Genomic DNA, 15402 nt, shown 5'->3' on the forward strand with positions numbered 1-15402 from the left:
TCTCGCCTCTACTGGGGCAAAACCTGGGGCATGACCGGGTCGCCAGCGGCCTGATTATCGACGGGCATGTCGCCGGATTCCGCAGGGCCTTGCTGACCGGCATTCGCACCCATCGCATTGCCGGCCATTACGCTTTGTTCCCGGCCATAGCGGATCAGCCGGACAGCCTGATTGGTGGTTGCGGGACCGGCCTCGGCACGGTTGAAGTCGGCCACAGATCGCAGGGTCAGGCTCAGTTGCCCGCGGGTCGAAGCATTGACCAGGGTCTCGGCCTGTCCCGGATCAAGTTCGAGCGTCGCGATGGTGGAGGCATCGAAGGTGGTGGGGTTGGGGCTGCCTTCGGCACCGGTCTCGTCGCCGCCGCTGACCCCCATCTCACCCAGACGCTTGCCAAGGGCGAGGACGCGAACATTTGACAGGATGACCTCGGAGCGCTGGCCCATCTCGGTGGAGGTGGTGAGCAGCACGTCGACATGGTCATTTGGAACCACGAAGCCGCCGGCGCTGGAAGCCGCCGACACGGTGACCGAAACCCCCCGTTTGCCCGGCGAGAGCACAGCAGAGAGATAGCCCTGATCGGCCCGGACCAGCTTGGCCTCGCGGATGGGCTCGCCGGGGAAGAATTCAAAGCGGGCGACGGCGCCGGTCAGTTGTTTGGGCGCATCGGGCATGGCCGAAACCGTGACATATTCAGGGCGCAGCGCACCATCCGGCCAATCCTGCCATTCCAGGCGTTCGGGATTGAGCCGCTCGCCCACGCCGATCGGCGCCCTGGCCACAAGAATCTGGGTCTTGGCCTCTTGTACGACCTGGGTAACGACCTCGCTGGTGGGCGCAGGCGGCCTGCCACTCCGTGTGACCAGGAAGGCCGCCAGAGACCCCGCCACCAGGGCAACCAATAGAAGGACAATACGCGCCGGTCTCATGACCTACTCCGGTTGTACGTGGACCCACGGGCCCAATTCCACCGGCTGAACTATGAAAGCAAAGGGTCAAGGTTTAGTTAATCAGGGCTTTGCAAAAGGCGTTAACAAGTTATGAACGCTGGCTTTTTGCGACACTACCCTCAAGAAAAGCAAAGGCCGCAGACGATTACTTCGTCCGCGGCCCGCAAGGTGGAGTAATACTGAAGTCAGGTGACCAGGCGTTCGAAAATGACGGTATTGGAGTAGGTGAGCAGCCCGGCTGCGGCCAGGGCGACACCATAGGGGACCCCCTGCTTGGGGTCATGCAGGCGATTGAGCCAACCCAGCCAGGGCCGTCCGATGAATAACCTGTCGAGGGGCAGGCGGCGCAGCACCAGAATGACAAGCGTCAACACGCCCCCCAAAAGGGCGGCATAGGCGAGGTAAGGCAGGGTAAGCCCGAAGCCGAGCCAAAGCGTGGTGGCCGCCGCCAGTTTGGCATCGCCGCCGCCGATCCAGCGCATGGCGAACATGCCGAAAGCCACAACCAGCACGACAAAAGCACACAGCAGATGCATGGCGAATTGCTGCAAGGGCAGCTCGACGATGAGCGCCATAGCAACAAAGCCCGCGGCCAGCAGCAGGACCAGCTTGTTGGAAATGCGCATGGTCAGCAGATCCGAGGAGGCGGCAAAGGCCATGGCCAGCGGGAAGAACAGCAGCGCAATGTTGGACATGACGGACCCGATCAACTGGACGATCCTGCCGAGAATGCGCGCGGCGCGTTAAAAAACGCCAAACAAAAGAGGGGAAGGCGCGAGCGCCTTCCCCTGATACGAAATCGAGGACAGGATATATCTGCCGCCGAAATTAGTAGACGTTCAGATCGTTGGCGATACCGTTGAACAGGCTACCGAGGTTGCCACCGAGGGTGGTGGCAGCGGCGATAATGCCAACAGCGATCAGAGCGGCGATAAGACCGTATTCAATTGCCGTCGCGCCCGACTCGTCCTGCGCAAAACGTGCGAAAATTTTCATTCCCAGGCTCCTTTTTACACGTCCTCGAGTGACAGCAGTGTCGGACCACGTCACACATCGAACATGGACCTGACGCTAGCGGTGACAGGTTGAAATAGCGTTAATCTCCAACTGCCTGGACAGACTGCTGCGAATGGTGATTCCCCTGGTTAATGACAGTCCGGCAAAATAGATAAGATTGTATTCATCAGTGAACTCGCCTCCGACACTCTTTTCAATTCTGTCATATATTTCGCCACTGACCAGCCAGGCGACACCCCTGCGTTTATTTACTTTGTGACCTGTGGAAGGATGCCTGTCACAGCGCAACTCAGGTGCGTTTGCCAAGTATTTACCATTCGGGCCGATGCTAGCCAGCGAGAGTATCAGTACCCGGATTTGCACCAATGTTCCGTTCTGCCGCCACAGCCCTGCTGCTCATGGCCACCCTTGTGGGGCCAATGCCTGCCCTGGCGCAGGACGGAGCGCCGATCAATGTCAATGTGAACATGGCACGCGTGCTGCGCATCAGTGCACCGGCCGCAACGGTGATCGTGGGTAATCCCGGCATTGCCGATGTCACCATTCAGGACCCCCAGACACTGATCCTGACCGGCAAGAGCTATGGCCAAACCAATCTGATCGTTCTGGACAGCCGGGGCGAGCCGGTTGCCGATACGCTGGTGGAAGTGGTGCAGATGACTGCCGGGGTCATGACTGTCTATCAGGGTCAGAGTCGCACAACCCTGTCCTGTGCCCCGGTGTGCCAGCCCGTTGTCATGATGGGTGACGATGCGGGCTTTTCCGGGCAGACGCTGGCGTCTTCTCAACTGGTGCAGTCGGCCGCCAACTAGGTCGCAATCCGTCCCCCCAGAGCTGTTAACGGCGCATTTACCATATGACGCAATCGCGCCATTTGTCCCGCCCTTCCTAACTATTGGGTGAGGGTATCTCCATAGTGTGGCTCGGTATGCAGCTATGTGGGAGCCACAGCAAATTGTTCGGGAGGTGCTGGCAAGCGGCGAAGCGGCACAGCCGCCGGTTCAAGCGCGACGATCGCGGGGTGACTGTGGTTGAGTTTGCGCTGCTGGCCCTGCCATTCTTCAGCGTTGTCGGCGCAATTTTGCAAACCTCGCTGGTTTTTCTCGCGTCACAGGTGCTTGAAAGCGCAGTGAATGACTCATCGCGCACAATTCGCACGGGCCAGGCGCAGGGCGCGAACATGACGATCGAGGGGTACCGGTCCGCGGTGTGCGATCAATTGTTCGGACTGTTCCCAGACTGTTCGGGCCTGCATATCAGGGTCAATACGGTCACCAATTTCCAGTCGGCCACGGTGGCACCACCTGTGCCCGCAGACTGCGTGGCCCCTTGCGACTGGACCGAAAACGAAAGCTGGACGCCAGGGGTTGGCAAGTCCGTGGTGCTGGTGCAGGTCTATTACCGCTATCCGGTCGTGGTACAGTTGGGCCCGTTCGGCATGGCCAATATGGGCGACGGACGCCGTCTGCTCGGCTCGGCAACCGTATTCCAGAATGAGCCCTTCTCATGATGGCTCGCCGGTCCTTTACCTCCTGGCTCAGGCGGATGTGCCGCGCCGATCGCGGTGTGGCGGCGGTGGAATTCGCGCTGGTCCTGCCCATCATGATCTTCACCTATCTGGGCACGCTCGAAGCGAGTACGCTGATCACCATGGACCGCAAGGTACAGTCGGTGGCCGGCGCCATTGGCGACCTTGTCGCCCGTGTCGACGGCACCATCACGTCCAGCCAGTTGCAGGACTTTTTCCGCGCCGCCAGTGGCATCATGACGCCCTATGATTCAGGTTCGGTGCTGCAGGTGGTAACGGCGGTGCGGGTCAACAGTGACCGTTCGACCGAGGTGGTCTGGACGCGGCAGTATCAAAATGGCGTTTATTCGAGCAGCACGCCGCATACGGTCGGGGCCGATTTTGCGCTGCCCGAGGCGATGATCGACATTTCCCGAGGCAGCACGGTGATCGCGGCAGAAGCCAGCGACACCTATACGCCCCTCAAGGGCGTCGTCTTCGATGCGCCGATCAAGCTTTACCGCGCCAGCTATTTCATGCCGCGCTTCGGAAATCCCATCGCCATCAATTGAGCCTCGCTTGCCGGACCCGGCGGGCCATGCCAAAAGCCGCTCAGAGTTCTCCCAACGAGCGGACGGCATTCATGGACGACCACATCATTCCTGTATTCGATCTGGGCGGCGTCTTCGTCGACTGGAACCCCATGTATCTGTTCCGCAAGCTGTTTGACAGCGAGGAGGATGCACAGTGGTTTCACGACCACATCTGCACAGGGGACTGGAACCTGGAGTTTGATGCCGGCGAGATCTATGCCGAGGGCGTGGCCAAGCTGGTGACGCGGTTTCCCAAGTACTGGCGTGAAATAAAGGCTTATGACGAGCGCTGGGCGGAGACATTCGGGCCACATATTCAGGGGACGATCGACATCCACAACGAGTTGGTCGATCAGGACATCCCCACCTTCGCGATCACCAATTTCTCCTGGGAGAAGTGGATGACGCGGCTGGGCGAATGGCCATTCCTGGAGAAGTTTGACGGTGTGATCGTCTCCGGACTGGAAGGGCTGGTGAAGCCCGATCCGCGGCTCTATCGCGTGTTCTGCGAGCGCTATGCGCTGGCGCCGGAGAGCTGCGTGTTCATTGACGACAGCGAGCCCAATATCGTGGCCGCCCGCAAGTTCGGCATGAAGGGCATCCACTTCAAGGACCCCGAGCATTTGCGGGCCGACCTGATCGCGCTGGGGCTGCCGCTCAAGGCCAAATAAGCAAAAGGCCCGGGGGTTTCCCCGGGCCTCTTTGGCTAGCGGAAACGTCCGCCTTTTTCGATCACTTCGATCTTGTAACCATCCGGATCGGTGGCAAAGAAGAACTTTGCCACCGGCGTATCACCATTCTTGAAATCGACGAGCTTGCCAGTCGGCAGTCCCAGATCGCTGAAGCGGGCGTGTTCGGCACCGACATCGTCGACCACCACGGCCAGATGTCCGTAACCATTGCCGAGATCATAGGGCTCTGTGGTGCCCTTGTTGATGGTCAGTTCGAGTTCGAATCCAACCTCGTCTCCCGCCATGTAGACGAGGGTGAACCCTTCAAAATCCAGACGATCCACCACTTTCAGGCCGAAGGCCTTTTCGTAATAGGCGACTGATCGCGCCTCATCGAGGACGCGGATCATCGAGTGGACGAGCTTGGCCATCCAGTGACTCCAGTTTTATAGATGTTGCGGTCGTAGGGCAGACGGGGTCAGCGCGTGCCGTACATGCGGTCGCCGGCATCACCCAGACCCGGGACGATATAGCCCTTCTCGTTGAGATGATCATCGATTGCCGCGGTATAGACCGGCACGTCGGGATGGGCCTCGGTAAAGTGCTTGATGCCTTCGGGGGCGGCCAGGAGACAGAGGAAGCGGATATTGTTGGCGCCGCGTTCCTTGAGCTTTTCGATGGCGGCAGTGGCCGAATTGGCCGTGGCCAGCATGGGATCGACGACGATGATCAGGCGGTCCTCAAGGCTTGAGGGAGCCTTGAAGTAATATTCCACAGGCTCAAGCGTCTCATGGTCGCGATACATGCCGATATGGGCAACGCGGGCCGCTGGCACCAGGTCAAGCATGCCATCGAGCAGGCCATTGCCGGCACGCAAAATGGAAGCGAAGACCAGCTTCTTGCCCTTGATGGCGGGCGATTGCATCGGCGCCATGGGCGTTTCGATGTCGATCATTTCCAGTTCGAGATCGCGGGTGACCTCGTAGCACATCAGATGGGCAATCTCGCGCAACAGGCGACGGAAACCTGCGATCGAGGTCTCCTTGTTGCGCATAATGGTCAGCTTGTGCTGGATCATGGGGTGATCGATGACCGTCACATTGCCTTCGGTTCTGCTCATCGAAACACCTCTTGTCTGTTGGATCAGAGAAAACTCTTGCCATGGCGGCCGGGGGCAAGACCGAGCCAGGCGGCTATACTTTCTCCTATATCAGCGAAGGTGGGGCGAATGCCAATCTCTGCTGGCAGGAGGGCTGGGGAAAAGACCAGGATCGGCACCTGTTCGCGCGTATGGTCGGTGCCCGGCCAGGTCGGATCGTTGCCGTGGTCAGCGGTCAGGATCAAAAGATCATCGTGGCGCATTGCGGCAATGATCTCAGGCAGACGTGCATCGAACAGCTCGAGCGCGGCGGCATAGCCGGGCACATCGCGGCGATGGCCGTATTCACTATCGAAATCGACGAAATTGGTCATGATGAAGGCCCGGTCGCCCGCCATTTCCAAGGCCTCGAGCGTGCAATCGAAAAGCTGCGGGATGCCGGTGCCCTTAAGCTTATGGGTGACGCCGGAGCCGGCATAGATGTCGGAGATCTTGCCGATGGCAAAGACCTGGTTGCCCGCGGCCGCATTGCGATCGAGCAGGGTCGGTTCTGGCGGGGCAATGGCGAAGTCGCGGCGATTGCCGGTGCGCTTGAAGGTCTCGGCAGTTTCGCCGATGAAGGGGCGGGCAATGACGCGCCCGATCTTGAGCGGCTCGGTCAATTCAAAGGCGATCTTGCAGATCTCGTAGAGCCGGTCGAGGCCGAAATGGCTCTCATGCGCGGCGATCTGGAACACGCTGTCGATCGAGGTATAGCAGATGGGCATGCCGGTGCGGATATGCTCCTCGCCCAGCTCGGCGATGACGGTCGTGCCCGAGGCATGCTTGTCGCCCAGAATGCCGGGGAGGCCGGTGCGCTTCAGAAATTCGGCGATCAGGTCAGGCGGAAAGGTCGGCTCGGTTTGCGGGAAATAGCCCCATTCGAAGGGGACCGGCACGCCGGCGATTTCCCAATGGCCCGAAGGTGTGTCCTTGCCCCTGGACACCTCGCGCCCGACGCCGAAGCGGCCGCCCTTGGGCGTGTCCGAGAGATTGGGTGGCAGGGTGCCGGTGGAGAGTTTTATGGCGGCGCCAAGACCCATGGCGTCCATATTCGGCACATGAAGCGGGCCTGTGCGCAGGCCTTCACGATCCGCCTTGCCGGCGGCGGCCCATTCGGCGATGTGGCCGACCGTGTTCGATCCTTCATCGCCGTAGCTGGCAGCATCTGGGGCACCGCCAATGCCGACGCTGTCGAGGAGACACACAATGGCGCGGGGCATGGGCGTTACTCCTTGGGCTCGACGCGGCCGGCAATGATCGGGTTTTCGATGGCTGCTTCGCCCAGACCATAGGCGCGTTTCAGCCGCGCGGCTGCATCGGCGGCGCTGGCTTCATCGGCAGCATGAATGCGTGCAATGGGTGTCTGGGCATCGGCAACTGCACCTAGCGGAGCGAGGCGGTCGAAGCCGACGCGATAATCGATGTCATCGGTCGGCGTGGCGCGGCCCCCGCCAAGAGCGACCACCGCCATGCCGACGCCACGGGTGTCGATGGACGAAACCGTGCCCTGTTCATCCGCAAACACATCGCGAATGATAGGTGCGGCGGCCAGGTGAGTGTCCATCTTGTCGATAAAGTCGGCGGGGCCTCCGAGCGCGGTGACCATTCTGGCGAAATGCTCAGTGGCGCGACCGCTATCAAGGGCGGTTTCGACCTGTCCGCGGGCCTCGTCCAGCGTTGTGTCCTTGCCCGTCATCAGGGCGATTTCGGCACAGAGGGCCAGGGTGACCTCGCGCAGGCGAGGGTCTTGGTGGGCGCCGGTCAAGAAGTTGACGGCGTTGCGCACTTCAAGGCCGTTGCCTGCGGCCGAGGCAAGCGGCTCGTTCATGTCGGTGATCAAAGCGCCGGTCTTCAAGCCTGCGCCATTGGCGACGGCAACGAGGCTCTCGGCCAGCGCGGTCGACTTTTCCAGCGTCGGCATGAAGGCGCCGGAGCCGGTCTTGACGTCGAGGATCAGCGCATCGAGCCCCGCAGCAAGTTTTTTCGAAAGGATTGACGCGGTGATCAGGGCAATGGATTCCACCGTACCGGTGACATCACGGATGGCATAAAGCGTCTTGTCGGCGGGGGCGAGGTCGGCGGTCTGGCCGATAATGGCGCAACCGGCCTCCTTCACCACCTTGCGGAACAGCGCATTGTCGGGTTGGGTCTGGTAGCCGGGGATGGCATCGAACTTGTCGAGCGTGCCGCCGGTATGACCCAGCCCCCGCCCGGAAATCATCGGCACATAAACACCGATGGCCGCCAGGATCGGGGCGAGCATCAGGCTGACATTGTCGCCCACGCCGCCGGTCGAGTGCTTGTCGGCCACGGGCCCATCGAGGTCGGACCAGTCGAGCACGGTGCCGCTATCGCGCATCGCCACGGTCAGCGCCACGCGCTCATCCATATTCATGTCCTGGAAGTAGACGGCCATGGCAAAGGCCGCTGCCTGGGCATGAGAGACCGTACCATTGGCAAAGCCAGCAATGAACTGGGCGATGTCGTCCTTGGCGAGGATCTCACCATTGCGTTTCTTGAGGATGACCTCTTGGGGGAGAAAGACCATGGGTGGCTCTTCTTTGTTGAGGGATACCCTCACCAAACCTCCCCGATAGGGGGAGGAATAGATCGCGCTTTGGGCGAGTTCTCATCCAATACGCTGTGGTGCTCCTCCCCCTATCAGGGGGAGGCCGGGTGGGGTATCCGAGGCACTAAGCCCCGTAAGGGATCCAGACGTTTTTGACCTGTGTCGCCTTGGCCAGAAAGTAGTCGCCGGCAAAGCGCGGATCGGCGAGATCGTAATAGAGACCGCGGCTGGTCCAGGTCTGCTTGAGATTGCCCACCGAGGCCTTTTCGACCATGGCGGAACTCTCAGCCGAACCGGCAAACCACAGACCATCGACGCCGTCATGCTCGGCCAATGTCTTGGCCAGGGCAGTGCTGTCGCCGGTGACGATGTTGACCACGCCATTGGGGACATCGGAGGTTTCGAGCACCTGGTAGAGATCGGTCACGGAAAGCGGGCTGCGCTCGGAGGGCACCAGAACCACGGTATTGCCCATGGCGATGGCTGGAGCGAGCAATGCAACTGAACCAAGCAAGGGCCGGGACGGCGGGGCGACGATGCCGAGCACGCCCAACGGCTCCACGAGAGCGGTCGCAATCATGCGCTGGGGCGGATTGTGCACCGCACCATCATATTTGTCGGCCCAGCCGGCAAAGGCGAACAGGCGTTCCACCGAAAGGGCGACTTCCTCGGCACCGTTTTCGCCAGTCTGCGCCTTGATGCGGGCCGCGAACTCGTCGCGCCGGTAATCAAGGTTCTCCGCCAGGTAGTAGAGGATCTGCGCGCGGGTATGGGCCGCGGTCGTGCCCCAGCCTAGTGCCTTGCGCGCGGCCTCAACCGCGTTGCGAATGTCCTTGCGGTTGCCCTCACCCACTTCGCCGACCAGCTCGCCCTTGGGACCGAGCACAGGCCGGTTGTAGCCAGAGTCGGGACGTGCCTGCTTGCCGCCAACATACATCTTGGCGGTCTGGTCGAGACTTCCGGTATCGAGCGGGTTTGCCGCTGCCGGTTTTGTCGGGGTAGTGGATGGGGCTGCCTTGAGCGTCTTTTCCCAGGCCGGCTTGAGATAGGCATTCATGCCTTCGCGGCCGCCTTCGCGCCCGAAGCCAGATTCCTTATAGCCGCCAAAGCCAACGGCGGCGTCGAAATTATTGGTGCCGTTGATCCAGATCACCCCGGCCTTGAGCTTGGGCGCAATGTCGAGAGCGAGATTGATGTTCTCGCTCCAGAGGGTGGCGGCAAGACCATATTTGGTGTTGTTGGCCAAGGCCACGGCCTCTTCGGGGGTGCGGAAGCTCATGGCGACCAGCACCGGCCCAAAGATTTCTTCGGACACAAGCGTGTTTGCCGGCGAGACATTGGTGACCAGGGCTGGCTTCAAATAGCAATTGCCGCCCGGTAGCTCAAAATCGGGCTCATAGACATGGGCGCCTTCGGCGATGCCTTTTTTCATCAGGTCGCGAATGCGTTCGACCTGCACTGGGGCGACCAGCGCACCGATATCAACCGATTTGTCGAGCGGGTCGCCGACACGCAATTTGGCCATGCGCGCCTTGACCTTGGCGATGAAGCGCTCCTCGATGCTCTCCTGCACCAGAAGGCGCGAACCGGCGCAGCAGACCTGGCCCTGATTGAACCAGATGGCATCGACCAGACCCTCGACGGCAGAGTCGAGATCTGCATCCTCAAAAACGATATAGGGCGATTTTCCGCCCAATTCGAGCGACAGTCCCTTGCCGGAACCGGCGGTAGCGGCGCGGATGAGCTTGCCCACTTCGGTCGAACCGGTGAAGGCGATCTTGTCGATATCGGGATGATTGACGATGGCGCCTCCGGTGTCGCCCTCGCCAGTGACGATGTTGACCACGCCCTTGGGCAGGCCGACGCGCTCGCAGATTTCGGCAAAAAGCAGCGCGGTGAGCGAGGTAAATTCGGCCGGCTTGAGAACCACCGTGTTGCCCGCAGCCAGCGCCGGTGCGATCTTCCAGGCCAGCATCAGCAGCGGGAAGTTCCACGGAATGATCTGGCCGCACACACCATAGGGCACGTGGTCGGGGAACTGGGTGGCCAGATGCGTGGCCCAGCCGGCATGGTGATAGAAATGCCGGGCGACCAGCGGAATGTCGGCGTCGCGGGTTTCGCGGATCGGCTTGCCATTATCCATGCTTTCGAGCACCGCAAAGAGCCGGGAATGCTTCTGGATCATGCGGGCGATGGCATAGAGATATTTGCCGCGCTCATAGCCGCTAAGCGCACTCCAGCCCTTGAACGCAGCGCGAGCCGCTTTCACCGCCGTGTCGACATCACCGGCAGTACCATCGGTGATCTCGGCCAGCGAGGCGCCGGTCGCCGGGTTGTCGGCGGTAAAAGTCTTGCCCGGCTTGGTCCATTTGCCATCGATGAAGTGGCCGAACTTGCGGCCCTTGCTGTCGAGCCAGGCAATGGCCTGATCGGGCGCTTCGGGCGCCGGGCCGTATTCGAGACTATCGAAGATTTGCGCGATCTTGTTCATGTGTGGCCTCCTCGCGAGTGCCTGAATTCCTCGGGTGCGGCAGGGCCGCTGATGCTTCTCCCGGCGGGAAGAAGGTGGCGCTCAGCGCCGGATGAGGGGCCGATCCCCTCCACACGCGTCACACCATCGGCTGGCGATAATCGGCGGCGTAGTGGCCGGTCAGCCCATGTTCCAGCTGCCGTTCGATATCGGTCAAAAGCGACGAGGCACCGAAGCGGAACAGGTGTGGCTGCAGCCAATGGGTGCCCAGCTCTTCCTTCATCAGCGCCATATATTTGAGGGCGTCGCCGGCCGTAGCGATGCCGCCGGCGGGCTTGTAGCCGATCTCGATGCCGGTCTCTTCAGCGAACCAGCGGATCATGCGGATCATGGTCAGCGAGGTCACAAGGTTGGCATTGACCTTTTCCTTTCCGGTCGAGGTCTTGATGAAATCAGCGCCGGCCAGCATGCAGACCAGCGACGCCTTGGCGATATTGGTCTGGGTGGCCAGTTCACCAGTGCCCAGAATGGTCTTGATATGCGCGTCGCCGCAGGCCTTGCGGAAGCTTCTTACCTGGTCATAGAGCGCCTGCCAGTCGCCGCGCAGCACCATGCCGCGCTCGATGACGATGTCGATCTCTTTTGCCCCATCCTTCACCGAAGCCTCGATCTCGGCGATCTTGGTCTCGACCGGCGCCAGACCATGCGGGAAGGCGGTGGAGACAGCGGCTACGGGAATGCCGGTGTTTTCCAGCGCCTGCACAGCAGTGTGCACGAAGGTGTGATAGACGCAGACGGCGCCGGGCAGGATGCGGCGGTTGCCCATGCCCAGTTGCTCGAGAATGTCCCGGCGGATGGGGTTACGGGCTTTGGCGCAGAGGCGCTCAACCCGGCCATCGGTATCGTCGGCATTGAGCGTTGTGAGGTCGATCATGGTGATCGCCTTGAGGAGCCAGGCGAGCTGGTAGTCCTTCTTGACCGTGCGGCGGGCGCCGATGGTGCCGGCGCGGCGCTCCAGCGCCGAGCGATTCATGCGGACGCGCTCGACCCAGTCGAGATCGAGCGGATAGCCCGGATTGCGCTTGTGCACCGGCTCGGCTGATTTGTTGTCGACGACCTTGAGACTCATAGTTCCTCCACCAGTGCGGGGATCAGTTTCTTGAGTTTTTCAGCCCCCTGAACAGCCATCAGCTTGGTGTGCTCATGGCTGATATTTTCGCTCGAAAGACCTGCGCCCATATTGGTTATGGACGAGCAGGCCCAGACCTTCATCCTCAGGAAACGCCCGAGAATGACTTCTGGTGCCGTGGACATGCCCACGGCATTGGCGCCTAAACGCATGACCATCTGGATTTCGGCCACCGTCTCGAAGCTGGGGCCGGAATACCAGAGATAGACCCCTTCCCCCAGCGCATAGTCGAAGCGCTGTGCCAATTCCGTTGCCTTGGCGCGCAGGTCGAGATCGTAGCAATTGACCATGTTGACAAAACGGCGGTCGGTCGGCTCGCCGATCAGCGGGTTCATCCCTGCATAATTGATGTGATCGGCAATCAGCATCAGGTCGCCGGGCTGGAAGCGCTGGTCGACCGAGCCGGCGGAATTGGTGAGCAGCAGTGTCTCGGCGCCCAGTTCGCTCAGCGCCTCCAGCGCCGGGCGCATCGCAGCGGCATTGCCGTGTTCGTAATAATGCTGGCGACCGGTGAGCACGGCGACGCGCTTGCCGCCCATCTGGCCGATCAGCAGGTCGCGGCCATGACCGGAGACGCCACCGCCCGGAAAGCCTTTCAGTTCCGAATAGGGAATGGTGATCTTTTCATCGAGCAAATCGCCAATGGCCGAATGGCCCGAGCCGAGCACGATGGCGGCGGCGATTGGCTCCTTGCCGGCGATCTTGCGGATGGTCCTGGCGGCTTTGGTCATGTCTACAAATGCTCCGGGCCAAAGCTGTGCGGCAGAAGCTGATCGAGCGTCTGCACCAGCGGGGTACCATCGACACCATGGGAGACAATTTCGACGCCTGGATCGGCAAACTCGCGAATGCGTTGCCGGCACCCGCCACAGGGCGTCACAGGCAAGATGCCCGGGCCGGTAACATAGATGCGGCGGATGCGCGTCCCGCCACCGGCCAGCATGGCGGCGATGGCACTCGGCTCGGCGCAATTGCCAACGGGATAGGCCGCGTTTTCGACATTGCAGCCCGCGTAAATCTTGCCGTCATCGGCCAGGATGGCGGCGCCGACCTGGAACTTCGAATAGGGCGCATAGGCCCTGGCGCGCACAGCCTCGGCGGCCTCGAACAGGGCCTTGTCGATCTCTTCGATTGTCATGTTGCCGCCACAGCCAGGCCCGAAGGCCTAGCGCTCCTTGGTGTAAGGCACGCCGATAGCCTTGGGGGCGACGGCGCGGCCGATGAAACCGGCAAGCAGCACAACGGTCAGGATATAGGGCAGCGCCTGGATGGCCTGCACCGGAACCTCGCCGATGATCGGGAAAACCTGGCCCTGGATGCGGAACTGCACAGCATCAAGGAAACCGAACATCAGGCACACCAGCAGCGCTGGCCCCGGCCGCCACTTGGCAAAGATCAACGCCGCCAGCGCGATATAGCCGCGCCCGGCAGACATGTTGTTATTGAACCCTGCCGACTGGGCGATCGAAAGATAGGCGCCGCCAATGCCGACCAGCACCGCGGTGATGATCAGCGCCTGATAGCGCAGGCGCGTCACCGAAATGCCGGCCGTGTCGATGGCCTTGGGGTTTTCGCCCACGGCACGCAGACGCAGGCCAAAGCGGCTGCGGAACAGCACCCAGGCGGTCACCGGCACGGCGATGAAGGCGACATAGGTGATGATGTTGTGGCCCGAAATCAGTTCGCCATAGATCTGGCCCAGAACCGGGACATCGCGCAGCTCTTCGGCAAATGGCAAGGTGATGGGGTTGAACCGCTGGTCGCCCGAAAGCTGGGGCGTATAGCCGCCGCGCCGGAACCAGGACTGGCCCAGGAATGTGGTGAGACCGGCAGCGAGGAAGTTGAGCGCCACGCCCGAAATGGTCTGGTTGCCCTTGAAGTTGATCGAGGCGAGGCCATGAATGCCGGAGAAGACCAGCGCAGCGCCAATGCCCGCCATCAGGCCAAGCCAGGCCGAACCGGTGACGGCCGACATGGCCGCAGCGGCAAAGGCGCCGGCCAGGAGCTTGCCTTCAAGACCAATATCGATGATGCCCGAGCGCTCCGAATACAGACCGGCCAGGGACGCCAGGATCAGCGGCACCGCCAGACGTACGGTGGAATCCAGGATCAGGGTGATGTCGACGAGGATCTGGTCCATCACTTGTCTCCCGCCGGTGCGTCAGGTTGGAAGAACATCCGCGAGAGCGGGCCGCGCATCATATCGCCCATGGCTCCGGTGAACAGAATGACCAGCGCCTGGATGGTGACGATCATTTCGCGGGTGATGCCGGGCATCTGGAAGGCCAGTTCCTGACCGCCCTGATAGAGCATGCCGAACAGCAGCGCCGACAGGCCAACGCCGATGGGATGGCCTTTGCCCATGAAGGCCACGGCAATACCCACAAAACCGGCACCATTGACGAAGTTGAGAATGAGACGGCCCTGCACACCGCCGACATTGTTGACCGCAACCATGGCCGCGAAGGCCCCAGCCAGGGCCATGATGACCATGATGGTCTTCTGGGTCGAGATACCGGCATAGCGGGCCGCCACCGGGTTATTACCCACGGTACGCACCTTGTAACCGAACTTGGTGCGCCAGATCAGCCAATAGACAAGGAACAGAGCCCCGATAGCCAGGAAGAAGGTGAGATTGACCGGCGAATTCTTGAACAGCTCGATGAAGCTGCGAAGCTGCGGCACGCGCGTTATGGCGTCGAGCGGCGCGCTTTCATCGGAATTGACGCCTTCGGGCTTCAATATGCGGCTGATGATATAGCCCATCATCGAGACGGCGATGAAGTTGAACATGATGGTGGTGATCACCACATGGCTGCCGCGCTTGGCCTGCAGATAGCCCGGCACAAAGGCCCACGCGGCGCCAAACAGCGCCCCGCAGATGATCATCAGCGGGAAAACCAGGGCCCAGTGCATGCCATTGAGCGCCAGCCCGATGAGGATGACGCCCAACCCCCCGACATAGGCCTGACCTTCGGGCCCGATATTGAACAGGCCCGCGTGATAGGCGAGCGAGACGGCGAGGCCGGCGAAGATGAAGTCGGTGGTGTAGTAGAGCGTATAGCCGAAGCCCGAACCGTAGCCGAAGGCCCCGTAGAGCATGATGCCGACGGCCTGCAGCGGGTTCTGCCCGACCGATAGCACGATCAGCCCACCGATCAGAAAGGCAAGGGCGACGTTGAGAAACGGCAGAAGTACGACATCGGCCCAGCGTGGCAATGGGGTCATCAGTTGGTATCCCTGCCGGAATTGTCTTTGGGGCTCATTTCCACCAGCGTCTGGTCTGTGGGCGTTTCAT

Annotated in this window: 17 protein-coding genes; 4 read left to right on the forward strand and 13 right to left on the reverse strand. The window is 61.3% G+C overall.

The features are described from left to right. Positions 1-8: 8 nt before the first annotated feature. The 3 genes from cpaB to ACE4RL_RS17680 form a co-directional block, all read right to left on the reverse strand. Positions 9-926: a Flp pilus assembly protein CpaB gene (gene cpaB, locus ACE4RL_RS17670; protein WP_375598409.1), complete on the reverse strand. Its 918-nt coding sequence runs from the start codon at positions 924-926 to the stop codon at positions 9-11. A gap of 206 nt (positions 927-1132) precedes the next feature. After that, positions 1133-1642, reverse strand: a complete 510-nt coding sequence (locus tag ACE4RL_RS17675; protein ID WP_375598410.1) for a prepilin peptidase — start codon at positions 1640-1642, stop codon at positions 1133-1135. 133 nt (positions 1643-1775) lie between these two features. Further along, positions 1776-1943, reverse strand: coding sequence for a Flp family type IVb pilin (locus ACE4RL_RS17680; RefSeq protein WP_375598411.1), 168 nt, complete (start codon positions 1941-1943; stop codon positions 1776-1778). Between the two features lie 386 nt (positions 1944-2329). On the opposite strand from ACE4RL_RS17680, the gene ACE4RL_RS17685 reads away from it, so the two are divergent. From ACE4RL_RS17685 to ACE4RL_RS17700, 4 genes are all read left to right on the forward strand, one after another. Beyond that, positions 2330-2776 (forward strand): pilus assembly protein N-terminal domain-containing protein, encoded by a 447-nt coding sequence (locus tag ACE4RL_RS17685; RefSeq protein WP_375598412.1) that lies wholly within the window; start codon positions 2330-2332, stop codon positions 2774-2776. Between the two features lie 209 nt (positions 2777-2985). Then, positions 2986-3474 carry a TadE/TadG family type IV pilus assembly protein gene (locus ACE4RL_RS17690; protein WP_375598413.1) on the forward strand — a complete coding sequence of 163 codons (489 nt, stop codon included), beginning with the start codon at positions 2986-2988 and terminating at the stop codon, positions 3472-3474. Beyond that, positions 3471-4043, forward strand: coding sequence for a TadE/TadG family type IV pilus assembly protein (locus ACE4RL_RS17695; RefSeq protein WP_375598414.1), 573 nt, complete (start codon positions 3471-3473; stop codon positions 4041-4043). The genes ACE4RL_RS17690 and ACE4RL_RS17695 overlap by 4 nt, the downstream gene beginning before the upstream one ends. A gap of 71 nt (positions 4044-4114) precedes the next feature. Then, complete coding sequence (locus ACE4RL_RS17700) at positions 4115-4735, forward strand: HAD family hydrolase (protein ID WP_375598415.1); 621 nt, start codon at positions 4115-4117, stop codon at positions 4733-4735. A 35-nt stretch (positions 4736-4770) separates the two neighbouring features. Here ACE4RL_RS17700 and ACE4RL_RS17705 read toward each other — a convergent pair whose 3' ends face one another. The 10 genes from ACE4RL_RS17705 to ACE4RL_RS17750 form a co-directional block, all read right to left on the reverse strand. Then, positions 4771-5166 carry a VOC family protein gene (locus ACE4RL_RS17705; protein ID WP_375598416.1) on the reverse strand — a complete coding sequence of 132 codons (396 nt, stop codon included), beginning with the start codon at positions 5164-5166 and terminating at the stop codon, positions 4771-4773. Between the two features lie 47 nt (positions 5167-5213). Beyond that, positions 5214-5855, reverse strand: coding sequence for a uracil phosphoribosyltransferase (gene upp, locus ACE4RL_RS17710; RefSeq protein WP_375598417.1), 642 nt, complete (start codon positions 5853-5855; stop codon positions 5214-5216). Between the two features lie 23 nt (positions 5856-5878). Then, complete coding sequence (locus tag ACE4RL_RS17715; RefSeq protein WP_375598418.1) at positions 5879-7096, reverse strand: phosphopentomutase; 1218 nt, start codon at positions 7094-7096, stop codon at positions 5879-5881. A 5-nt stretch (positions 7097-7101) separates the two neighbouring features. Beyond that, on the reverse strand, positions 7102-8424 hold the full coding sequence (gene deoA / locus ACE4RL_RS17720) for a thymidine phosphorylase (RefSeq protein ID WP_375598419.1): 1323 nt from the start codon (positions 8422-8424) through the stop codon (positions 7102-7104). Between the two features lie 145 nt (positions 8425-8569). After that, positions 8570-10936 carry an aldehyde dehydrogenase family protein gene (locus tag ACE4RL_RS17725; RefSeq protein WP_375598420.1) on the reverse strand — a complete coding sequence of 789 codons (2367 nt, stop codon included), beginning with the start codon at positions 10934-10936 and terminating at the stop codon, positions 8570-8572. Between the two features lie 118 nt (positions 10937-11054). Beyond that, the gene (gene deoC / locus ACE4RL_RS17730; RefSeq protein ID WP_375598421.1) at positions 11055-12044 is read right to left on the reverse strand and encodes a deoxyribose-phosphate aldolase; all 990 of its coding nucleotides are present in this window, start codon (positions 12042-12044) and stop codon (positions 11055-11057) included. Next, on the reverse strand, positions 12041-12835 hold the full coding sequence (locus ACE4RL_RS17735) for a purine-nucleoside phosphorylase (RefSeq protein ID WP_375598422.1): 795 nt from the start codon (positions 12833-12835) through the stop codon (positions 12041-12043). The genes deoC and ACE4RL_RS17735 overlap by 4 nt, the downstream gene beginning before the upstream one ends. Positions 12836-12837: 2 nt before the next feature. Continuing rightward, positions 12838-13242 carry a cytidine deaminase gene (locus ACE4RL_RS17740; protein ID WP_375598423.1) on the reverse strand — a complete coding sequence of 135 codons (405 nt, stop codon included), beginning with the start codon at positions 13240-13242 and terminating at the stop codon, positions 12838-12840. A gap of 27 nt (positions 13243-13269) precedes the next feature. Continuing rightward, a complete protein-coding gene (locus tag ACE4RL_RS17745) occupies positions 13270-14244 on the reverse strand; it encodes an ABC transporter permease (RefSeq protein ID WP_375598424.1) in 975 nt (324 codons plus the stop codon). Next, positions 14244-15332 (reverse strand): ABC transporter permease, encoded by a 1089-nt coding sequence (locus ACE4RL_RS17750; RefSeq protein WP_116589449.1) that lies wholly within the window; start codon positions 15330-15332, stop codon positions 14244-14246. Before ACE4RL_RS17750 ends, ACE4RL_RS17745 begins: the two co-directional genes overlap by 1 nt. Between the last annotated feature and the right edge of the window lie 70 nt (positions 15333-15402).

Origin of the sequence: Devosia polycyclovorans (genome assembly GCF_042181575.1) — a bacterium.
Taxonomy (GTDB): domain Bacteria; phylum Pseudomonadota; class Alphaproteobacteria; order Rhizobiales; family Devosiaceae; genus Devosia; species Devosia polycyclovorans.

Coding starts and splice junctions, on each gene's coding strand:
- ACE4RL_RS17695 (WP_375598414.1), top strand. CDS start 3,471: ATGATGGCTCGCCGGTCCTTTACCTCCTGGCTCAGGCGGATGTGCCGC.
- ACE4RL_RS17705 (WP_375598416.1), bottom strand. CDS start 5,166: ATGGCCAAGCTCGTCCACTCGATGATCCGCGTCCTCGATGAGGCGCGA.
- ACE4RL_RS17700 (WP_375598415.1), top strand. CDS start 4,115: ATGGACGACCACATCATTCCTGTATTCGATCTGGGCGGCGTCTTCGTC.
- ACE4RL_RS17680 (WP_375598411.1), bottom strand. CDS start 1,943: ATGAAAATTTTCGCACGTTTTGCGCAGGACGAGTCGGGCGCGACGGCA.
- ACE4RL_RS17675 (WP_375598410.1), bottom strand. CDS start 1,642: ATGTCCAACATTGCGCTGCTGTTCTTCCCGCTGGCCATGGCCTTTGCC.
- deoA (WP_375598419.1), bottom strand. CDS start 8,424: ATGGTCTTTCTCCCCCAAGAGGTCATCCTCAAGAAACGCAATGGTGAG.
- ACE4RL_RS17725 (WP_375598420.1), bottom strand. CDS start 10,936: ATGAACAAGATCGCGCAAATCTTCGATAGTCTCGAATACGGCCCGGCG.
- ACE4RL_RS17715 (WP_375598418.1), bottom strand. CDS start 7,096: ATGCCCCGCGCCATTGTGTGTCTCCTCGACAGCGTCGGCATTGGCGGT.
- cpaB (WP_375598409.1), bottom strand. CDS start 926: ATGAGACCGGCGCGTATTGTCCTTCTATTGGTTGCCCTGGTGGCGGGG.
- upp (WP_375598417.1), bottom strand. CDS start 5,855: ATGAGCAGAACCGAAGGCAATGTGACGGTCATCGATCACCCCATGATC.
- ACE4RL_RS17750 (WP_116589449.1), bottom strand. CDS start 15,332: ATGACCCCATTGCCACGCTGGGCCGATGTCGTACTTCTGCCGTTTCTC.
- ACE4RL_RS17745 (WP_375598424.1), bottom strand. CDS start 14,244: ATGGACCAGATCCTCGTCGACATCACCCTGATCCTGGATTCCACCGTA.
- ACE4RL_RS17735 (WP_375598422.1), bottom strand. CDS start 12,835: ATGACCAAAGCCGCCAGGACCATCCGCAAGATCGCCGGCAAGGAGCCA.
- ACE4RL_RS17740 (WP_375598423.1), bottom strand. CDS start 13,242: ATGACAATCGAAGAGATCGACAAGGCCCTGTTCGAGGCCGCCGAGGCT.
- deoC (WP_375598421.1), bottom strand. CDS start 12,044: ATGAGTCTCAAGGTCGTCGACAACAAATCAGCCGAGCCGGTGCACAAG.
- ACE4RL_RS17685 (WP_375598412.1), top strand. CDS start 2,330: ATGTTCCGTTCTGCCGCCACAGCCCTGCTGCTCATGGCCACCCTTGTG.